This is a genomic window from Rhodococcus gordoniae (assembly GCF_001646655.1).
Taxonomy (GTDB): Bacteria; Actinomycetota; Actinomycetes; order Mycobacteriales; family Mycobacteriaceae; genus Rhodococcus; species Rhodococcus gordoniae.
Genome location: NZ_LPZN01000003.1, coordinates 1 through 10,013 on the forward strand (window position 1 = coordinate 1; position 10,013 = coordinate 10,013).

Here is a 10,013-nt window from a genome sequence, read left to right on the forward strand (position 1 = left end):
ACTCCGCATAGGTCAGCGACTCACCCTCGAACACCAACGCCGTCGCATCCGGCACCCGCGAAACCTGCTCGTCGAACAGATCGACCAGGGTCGACGTCTGCTCCACCGCACGGTCGGTGGCGTTCCACGACTCGAGGATCTCGACCCGCTCGGATCCGTCGAGCATGTCGATGTCGCCGACGGCCGTGGCCGGGTCGGTGACGATCGCTTCGAGGACACGCACGAAGCGCTGTGCGAAGCCCGCGACCGTCGACTCGTCGAACAGATCGGTCGCATACGTGAAGGTGGCATCGATGACGTCGGGCGCACCGTCGTCGTCGTAATGGTCGAACACCGTGAGCTGCAGGTCGGTCTTGGCGAGCTGCAGTTCGAAATCGGTGGAGCTCACCGTCAGCCCGGGCAGTTCGAGCTGGGTGCGCGCCAGATTCTGGAACGACAGACCCACCTGGAAGAGCGGGTTGCGGGCGGTCGAGCGCACCGGGTTCAGCACTTCCACCAGGCGTTCGAACGGCACATCGGCGTTCGCGAACGCGCCGAGGTCGGTCTCACGGGTGCCTTCGAGGAGTCGCTCGAAGGACTGGGCCGGATCGACGTCGCTGCGGAAGACCAGCGTGTTGACGAACATGCCGATCAGATCGTCGAGCTCGCGCTCGCCGCGACCGGCGATCGGGGTGCCGATCGCGATGTCGCGCGTGCCCGAGAGTCGGGCGAGCACGGTCGCGAAGGCCGCGTTGACGACCATGAACAACGTCGCGTTCTTCGACCGCGCAAGTTCCTGCAGACCGCGGTGCAATTCGGGCGAGATCGTGAATTGCAACGATTCGCCGCGGAAGCTCTGACTCGGCGGACGCTGACGATCGGACGGGAGGTCGAGCTGGTCGGGCAGGCCGGCGAGCGCCTGCTTCCAGTACGCGACCTGCTTCGCGGCCAACGATTCGGGGTCGTCCTCGCGGCCGAGCACCTCGCGCTGCCACAACGCGTAGTCGGCGTACTGCACGGGCAACGGCTCCCACGCCGGCGCGTCGCCCCGCGACCGTGCCACGTAGGCCGTCATCAGGTCTCGGGTCAGCGGGCCGACCGACGCGCCGTCGGCCGACACGTGGTGTACGACCAGCGCGAGAATGTGCTCGTCGTCGCTGACGCGGAAGATGCGCACCGCGACCGGCACCTCGGCGGTCACATCGAAGGTCGTCGACATGAAGGCCACGATCTCGGGTTCGAGTTCGGCCTCCGCGACGTCGCGCACGACGAGTTCGGGCAGCGCACCGTCGAGCGGGAGCACCACCTGGTGCGGTCCGTCGGGCGAGTCCGGGTAGATGGTGCGGAGCGATTCGTGCCGGGCGATGACGTCGCGTGCTGCCGCGCGGAGCGCGTCGACATCGAGGTCGCCGACGAGCCGCACAGCGATCGGGATGTTGTCGACCGCCGAGGACGCCGTGTCGAACTGGTTGAGGAACCAGTAGCGCTGCTGCGCGAGCGACAGCGGAACCCGGTCGGGTCGTTCGCCGGCGACGAGGGGACGGCGCGGGCCACCCGACACTCCGTGTTCGAGGCGCGCCGCAAGGTCTTCGACGGTCGCGGCCTCGAACAACAGTCGCAGGGGCACGGTGGCATTCAGCGCGGCACCGATGCGGGAGACCACTCGGGTGGCGATGAGCGAGTTTCCGCCGAGCGCGAAGAAGTCGTCGTCGAGACCGACGCGGTCGACGCCGAGAACCTCGGAGTAGGTCGACGCCACGACCTGTTCCGTGGAGGTGGTGGGAGCGCGGAACGCCCTGACCTCGAAGACGGGATCGGGCAGTGCCTTGCGGTCGAGCTTGCCGGACGCACCCAGCGGCATGGCGTCGAGGAGCACGTAGGTGGCGGGGACCATGTAGGCCGGCAACTGCGCGGACAGTGCCGCACCGGCCACCGCCTGATCGAAGGTCGCTCCGGGCTGCGGGACGACGTAGGCGACGAGCTGGTCCTGCCGGACGAGCACCACGGCCTGGTCGACCTCGTCGAGGTCGAGCAGCGCGGTTTCGATCTCCCCGAGTTCGATGCGCAGACCGTGGAGCTTGACCTGGAAGTCGGTGCGGCCGATGTAGTCCAGTTCACCCGTCTCGTCCGGCCGGCGCACGAGGTCGCCGGTGCGGTACAGACGCTCACCGTCGCCGAAGGGCGAGGCGACGAAGCGTTCGGCAGTGAGATCGGGGCGCTGCACGTAGCCGCGCGCGAGCTGGACGCCCGCGAGATAGAGCTCTCCCGCGACCCCTACGGGGACGGGCGCGAGACGCTCGTCGAGGACGTAGACGCGGGTGTTCCACACGGGCGCACCGATCGGCACGGACACCGTGTCGGCGTCGGTGACCTCGTGATAGGTCACGTCCACGGCCGCCTCGGTGGGACCGTAGAGGTTGTGCAGACCGGCGTCGGTCAGCAGTGCGCGTGTGCGGGCGGCCAGTGCGGGCGGCAGGGCCTCGCCGGAGGCGAAGACGTGGCGGAGCGAGGTGAGTTGGTCGACCGAGGCCTCGGCGACGAACACCGCCAGCATCGACGGCACGAAGTGCACGACCGTCACGGCACGCCGGTCGATCACCGACGCCAGGTACCGCGGATCCCGATGGCCGTCGGGTACGGCGACCACGAGACGGGCACCGATCTGCAAGGGCCAGAAGAATTCCCACACCGACACATCGAACGTGAACGGGGTCTTCTGCAGTACCCTGTCGGCCTCGGTCAGGGGGTATTCGTGCTGCATCCAGCGCAGGCGGTTGACGATCGCGCCGTGCGGCACCGCCACACCCTTGGGCCGGCCCGTCGAACCCGACGTGAAGATCACGTAGGCCGTGTTCGACGCCCGCAACGGGGACGTCCGCTCCGCGTCGGTGACCGGTTCGGCCGACGTCGCGGACAGATCGAGGGAGTCGACGAGCAGGCTCGGGACAGACCTCTCCCCCGGGACACGGAATCCGTCGCGTGCGGCGGTCAGCACCACCACCGGCGCCGCGGTGTCGAGGATGTAGCCGTTGCGCTCGTCCGGCTGATCCGGATCGATCGGCACGTAGGCACCACCGGCCGCGACGACGGCGTACATACCGACCAGCAGATCCAGCGAGCGACGCACGGCCAGACCCACCCGCGCATCGGGGCCGACGCCGAGCGAGATCAGGTGCCGTGCAAGGCGGTTCACACGCTCGGAGAAATCGCCGTAGGTCGACGACTCACCCTCGAACTCCACCGCGACCGCATCCGGCGACCGCCGGACCTGCTCGGCGAACAGATCCACGAGGGTGGAGGTGCCGTCGAGCACACGGTCGGTGTCGTTCCACCGCTCGAGCAGATGCACGCGTTCGGCGTCGTCGAGCAGATCGACATCGCCCACCGTGACCGAGAGGTCGCCGGTGACGGCATCCAGCAGACGGACGAAGCGGTCGGCGACACGTTCGACGGTGCGGGCATCGAACAGATCGATGGCGTAGGTCAGGCCCACCGAGTACTCGGCCGCACCGCTCGCAGTGGGCGTCTCGGTGACGACGAACTGCAGGTCGAACTTGGCGGTCGTGATGTCGAGGTCGACGGCCCCGACGGTCAGACGGGGTAGCTCGAGCGTGCCGGTCTCGAGGTTCTGGAACGACAGCATCACCTGGAACAGCGGATGACGTGCCGTGGACCGTTCGGGATTGAGCACCTCGACGAGTCGTTCGAACGGCAGGTCGGCGTGGCCGAACGCTTCGAGGTCGGCGCCGCGCACCCGGCCGAGCACCTGCTCGAACGACTCGCCGCCGTCCACCCGGGTGCGCAGCACCAGGGTGTTGACGAACATGCCCACCAGGTCGTCGAGCGCCGCGTCGCCACGGCCGGCCACCGGAGTGCCGATCGCGATGTCGTCGGTACCCGACAACCGCGCCAGCAGCACCGCCAGCGCCGCGTGCACCACCATGAAGGGAGTCGCGTTGCGTTCGCGGGCGAGCGTGACGATGCGATCGTGGAGCGTCTCGTCGAGCGTGAACTCGTACAGGGCGCCCCGGTTGGTGGCGACCGCGGGGCGGGGGTGGTCGGCCGGCAGGTCGAGTTGCTCGGGCAGACCCGCGAGCGTCTGCCGCCAGAAGCCGACCTGCGACGAGATCACCGACTCCGGATCGTCCTCCGAGCCGAGCACCTCCCGCTGCCAGATGGCGAAGTCGGCGTACTGAACCGGCAGCGGTTCCCAGCCCGGCTCCCCTCCGGCCGCCCGGGCCGCGTAGGCGGAGACGATGTCGCGGGTGAGCGGACCCATCGAGAAGCCGTCGGCTGCGATGTGGTGCACGACCAGCGCCAGCACGTGTTCGGTCGCCGACACCGCAAAGAGCTGCGCCCGGAAGGGTGCCTGCGTGGAGACGTCGAAACCGGACGAGACGAGATCCGTGATGCTCTGCACCAGCTGCGTCTCGGTGACATCGATCGGTGACAGGTCGGGTTCGACCTCGGACACCGGCAGCACCTGCTGGTAGCCCACACCGTCGACGTCCGGGTAGATCGTCCGCAAGGATTCGTGCCGGCCCAGCACGTCGGCCACCGCGGAGCGCAGCGCCTCGACGTCCAGCGCGCCGGTCAACCGGACCGCGACCGGAATGTTGTTGACCGCCGATTCCGGTTCGAACCGGTTGAGGAACCACATCCGCTGCTGCGCGAGCGACAGCGGCACACGCTCCGGACGCTCCTGCACCACGAGCGGCGTGCGGCCCTGCGCGTCGCTCTGCTCGACGCGGGCGGCGAGCGCGGCCACACCGGGCGCCTCGAACAGCACACGAACGGGCACAACGGTTCCCAGTTCCGAACCGAGACGCGCGACGACCTGCGTGGCGATGAGGGAGTTGCCGCCGAGCGCGAAGAAGTCGTCGTCGAGTCCGACGCGATCGACGCCGAGGACGCCGGCGAACACGCCGGCGACGACCTCTTCGACCGGGGTCGTGGGTGCACGGAAACCGCGGGTCTCGAAGACCGGATCGGGCAGCGCCTTCCGGTCGACCTTGCCCGAACTTCCGAGCGGCATCTCGTCGAGGACCATGAACTGCGACGGCACCATGTAGGCCGGGAGCACCGTGCTCAGCGCGGCCTGCGCGGCGTCGCGGTCGAAGGTCGTGTTCGGGGCCGGGACCACGTAGGCGACGAGTTGTTCGTGCCGCACCTGGGCGGCGGCCTGCGAGACCCCGGTGTGGTCGAGCAACGCGGTCTCGATCTCCCCGAGCTCGATGCGCAGACCGCGGAGCTTGACCTGGAAGTCGGTGCGGCCGAGGTACTCGAGGTCGCCGCTGTGGTCGTTGCGCCGGCGCACGAGGTCGCCTGTGCGGTACAGGCGCTCACCGTCGCCGAAGGGCGAGGCGACGAAACGCTCGGCGGTGAGATCGGGGCGGCCGACGTAGCCGCGCGCCACCTGCGCGCCCGCGAGGTACAGCTCGCCCACGACCCCGGCGGGAACCGGCGACAGTCGCGCGTCGAGCACGTAGGCGCGGGTGTTCCACACCGGAGCGCCCATCGCGACGGAACCACCGGTCGTGCCCGCGACGGGGCGGGCGGTGGCGTGCACCGTGGCCTCGGTGGGGCCGTAGAGGTTGTGGAGTTCGGCGGCGCTGATCCGGGAGAACTGCTCGGCCACCGACAGGGGGAAGGCCTCACCCGCGACGAGCACGGTGCGCAGCGACGCGCAGTCGTCCGGCGACGCCGACGCGGCGAAGACCGCGAGCATCGACGGGACGAAGGAGGTGATCGTCACCGCGCGCTCGCGGATGACCGTGCCGAGGTAGGCGGTGTCGCGGTGACCGTCCGGGGCTGCGATCACCATGCGTGCACCGACGGTGAGGGTGCCGAACAGTTCCCAGACCGACACGTCGAAGGTGAACGGGGTCTTCTGCAGCACCACGTCGTCGGGGCCGATCCCGTATGCGGTGGTGATCCACCGAATCTGGTTGACCACGGAGGCGTGGGCGACGGCCACACCCTTCGGGCGGCCGGTCGAACCCGAGGTGAAGATCGTGTACGCGGTGTTCGACGGACGCAACGGCGCGATGCGATCGGCGTCGGTGATCGGCTCGGCCGGTGTCGCGGCCAGGTCGAGGCTGTCGATCGCGAGCGACGGCGCCGATGCCGTGGCCGGCACGCGGTATCCGTCGCGCTCGGTGGTCAGCACCACCACGGGTGCAGCGGTGTCGAGGATGTAGCCGTTGCGATCGTCCGGCTGATCCGGATCGATCGGCACGTACGCACCACCGGCCGCGACGACCGCGTACATACCCACCAGCAGATCCGGCGAGCGACGCATCGCCAGACCCGCCGACGTCTCCGGCCCGACACCGAGCGAGATCAGGTGCCGCGCAAGACGATTCACACGCTCGGCGAACTCGCCGTAGGTCAGCGACTCGCCCTCGAACTCCACCGCGACCGCATCCGGCGACCGCCGGACCTGCTCGGCGAACAGATCCGCCAGGGTTCGGGCGTCGCCGAGTTCGTGCTCGGTGGCGTTCCACGTGGCGAGCACATCGGTGCGCTCGGCGTCGTCGAGCAGCGCGACATCACCGACCGGGAGTGCGGGCTCGGTCGCGACCGCGGTGAGGATCCGGGTCAGGCGCTCGGCGAAGGACTCCATCGTCCGGGCGTCGAACAGATCGGTGGCGTAGGTGAGGTCGACGAGATAGCCCTCTGCGGTGGCGTCGTCCGAGACGGTGACCTGCAGGTCGAACTTCGCGAGTGCCGCGTCGACGTCGAGCGCCGAGACGGTCAGGCCGGGCAGCTCGAGAGAGTCGGCGTCGAGGTTCTGGAACGCGAGCAGTACCTGGAACAGCGGGTGGCGGGCGGTCGACCGTTCGGGGTCGATGAGCTCGACGAGCCGTTCGAACGGCAGGTCGGCGTGGCCGAACGCTTCGAGGTCGGCGCCGCGCACCTGTCCGAGCACCTGCTCGAACGACTCGCCGCCGTCCACCCGGGTGCGCAGCACCAGGGTGTTGACGAACATGCCCACCAGGTCGTCGAGCGCCGCGTCGCCACGGCCGGCCACCGGAGTGCCGATCGCGATGTCGTCGGTACCCGACAACCGCGCCAGCAGCACCGCCAGCGCCGCGTGCACCACCATGAACTCGGTGGTGGAGGTGCGGCGAGCCAGATCGCGTACGGCGGAACGGAGTTCGGATCTCAGGACGAACCGGTGCGAGGCGCCGCGGTAGCTCGCGACCGCCGGTCGCGGACGGTCGGCCGGCAGGTCGAGCTGCTCGGGCAGACCCGCGAGCCTTTCCCGCCAGAACGCGACCTGCGACGAGATCACCGACTCCGGATCGTCCTCCGAGCCGAGCACCTCCCGCTGCCAGATCGCGAAGTCGGCGTACTGCACCGCGAGCGGTTCCCACTGCGGGGCGTCGCCCGAGACGCGTGCGGCGTAGGCGGTGACGACGTCGCGGGTGAGCGGACCCATCGAGAAGCCGTCGGACGCGATGTGGTGTACGACCAGCACCAGCACGTGCTCGGTGTCGGAGACCGCGAACAGGCGTGCCCGGAAGGGGACCTGCGAGGTCACGTCGAAGCCGGTACCGACGATCTCGGTGGCCCGGGCGATCAGATCGGACTCGGACACCGGGACCGGCGTCAGATCGGGCACCACCTCGTCCACCGGCAGCACCTGCTGATAGCCCACACCGTCGACATCCGGGTAGACCGTCCGCAGCGACTCGTGCCTGCCGAGCACGTCGGCGACCGCCGCCTGCAGAGCCGCCGCGTCGAGTGCACCCGACAGGCGGATCGCCACCGGGATGTTGTCGACCGCCGATTCGGGTTCGAATCGGTTGAGGAACCACATCCGCTGCTGCGCGAGCGACAACGGCACCAGTTCCGGGCGCACCTGCGGAACCAGCGGTGCTCGCCCGTCGCCACCGGAAGCCATGGCGGCGTCGACGAGCGAGGCCAGCTCGGCCGCGGTCGGGGCGTCGAAGAACTCGCGGACGTCGATGCGGACCTTGTGGTCGGAGCCGAGCCGCGCGACGACCCGCGTCGCACTCAGGGAGTTGCCACCGAGTTCGAAGAAGTCGTCGTCGACGCCGAGCCGCTCGATGCCGAGGATCTGCTCGAACGCCGAGACGACGGCGTGCTCGGTGGCCGTCGACGGTGCGCGGTATTCGCGCTGCAAAGAGCTGAAATCCGGTGCGGGCAGCGCCTTCCGGTCGAGCTTGCCACTGCCGCCGAGCGGGAACTCGTCGAGTTCGACGAACAGCGACGGCACCATGTAGTCGGGCAGACGCCGGCGTACGGCGTCGGCGAGCTCGGACCGCTCGATGTCGCGGCCGTCGGTGACGAGATAGGCGACGAGGTGATCGCCGAGCGCGGGGTCGGAGTGCACGACGACGACCGACTGCCGCACGCCCGGATGGTCGAGCAGCGCCGATTCGATCTCGCCGAGTTCGATGCGCAGACCGCGCAGCTTCACCTGGAAGTCGGTACGGCCGATGTACTCGATCTGCCCGTCCTCGTTCGTCTTCACGAGGTCGCCGGTGCGGTACATGCGGTCGCCGGGCTCCCCGAACGGGTCGGCGACGAAACGATCGGAGGTCAGATCGGGGCGACGGAGGTAACCGCGCGCGAGCTGGACGCCCGCGAGATACAGCTCGCCCTCGACACCGTCGGGGACGGGACGCAGGCCCTCGTCGAGGACGTAGAGACCGGTGTCGGCCACGGCGGCACCGATGGGCACGACGGTGTCGTCGGCCGAGGTCGCGAAATAGGTGACGTCGACCGCGGCCTCGGTGGGCCCGTACAGATTGTGCAGACGCGCCGAGGAGATCTCGTAGAAACGGGCGACCGTCTGCGGCGGCAGCGCCTCACCGGACGCGAAGACGTAGCGGAGGGTGCTCACCGACGCGGCGGTGGGCTCGGCGAGGTAGACGGCGAGCATCGACGGCACGAAGTGCGCGATCGTCACGCCACGCTCGATCATCGTCTGCGCGAGATAGGCCGGGTCGCGGTGCCCGTCGGGCACGGCGATCGTGAGGCGGGCACCCACCTGCAGGGGCCAGAAGAACTCCCAGACCGACACGTCGAAGGTGAACGGTGTCTTCTGCAGCACGACGTCGTCGGCGCGCATCCCGTACTCCGCCTGGCGCCAGTCGATGTTCGCGACGATCGCCCGGTGCTCGACGGCGACGCCCTTCGGCCGTCCCGTCGAACCCGACGTGAAGATGACGTACGCGAGGTGATCGGCCGTGAGCGCGCCGCGGCGCTCCTCCGGGGCGATGGGATCGCCGGAGATCTCGGACAGATCGAGGGTGTCGATCGTCAGCGCCGGGACGGAACCGGGAAGATCGACGGCGTCGCGTTCGGTGGTGACGACCGCGACCGGCTCGGCGATCTCGAGGACGTAGGCGAGGCGGTCGGCCGGATGGTCGGGATCGAGCGGCACGTAGGCGCCGCCGGCTTTGACGATCGCATACATGCCGACCAGCAGGTCGAACGATCGGCGGACCGCGAGACCGACGCGTGCGTCGGGGCCCACACCGAGACCGATGAGGTGACGGGCGAGACGGTTGACGCGGGCGTCGAACTCCCGGTAGGTCAGGCCCTGTCCGTCGAACTCGAGAGCGACGGCATCGGGTGTTCGGGCCACCTGGGCGTCGAAACGCGCCGCGAGCGTGCCGGGATCGACCGTGGCCGGTGCCGCCGCATCGTCGCCGAGCACCTCGACGGCGTCGGCCAACAGCGTGTCGACCACCCCCGCGAGACCCGGGGCACCGAGCAGAGCGGGCGCGATGTTCGACAGGACGACCGGGAACAGCGCGTCGAAACCGAGCGCACCGCCCATGGCGGTGTCGAGTGTGGCGATCTCGTCGCGCAGGCGCGCGTAGCCGATACGGGTGTCACCGTCGGAGAGGGCGACACGGTCGGGTTCGATGTCCGCGACGGCGGCGAGCAACCGGGGAAGGTCCTCGATCGCCAGCGCCGGCTTGCCCGCCATGTCACCCGTCATCTACGTCAGCCTCCTGAAATAACCTGCGCTCGGCACTGCGCTGTGCGCGCGC

The 10,013-nt window shown here is 69.5% G+C and carries 1 protein-coding gene; it reads right to left on the reverse strand.

Annotated features, from left to right (window positions below; all coding sequences use genetic code 11):
• The coding region (locus A8G18_RS01820) for a non-ribosomal peptide synthetase (RefSeq protein ID WP_064062527.1) at positions 1-9,961 on the reverse strand (9,961 nt) is incomplete at its 3' end.
• Positions 9,962-10,013 lie beyond the last annotated feature (52 nt).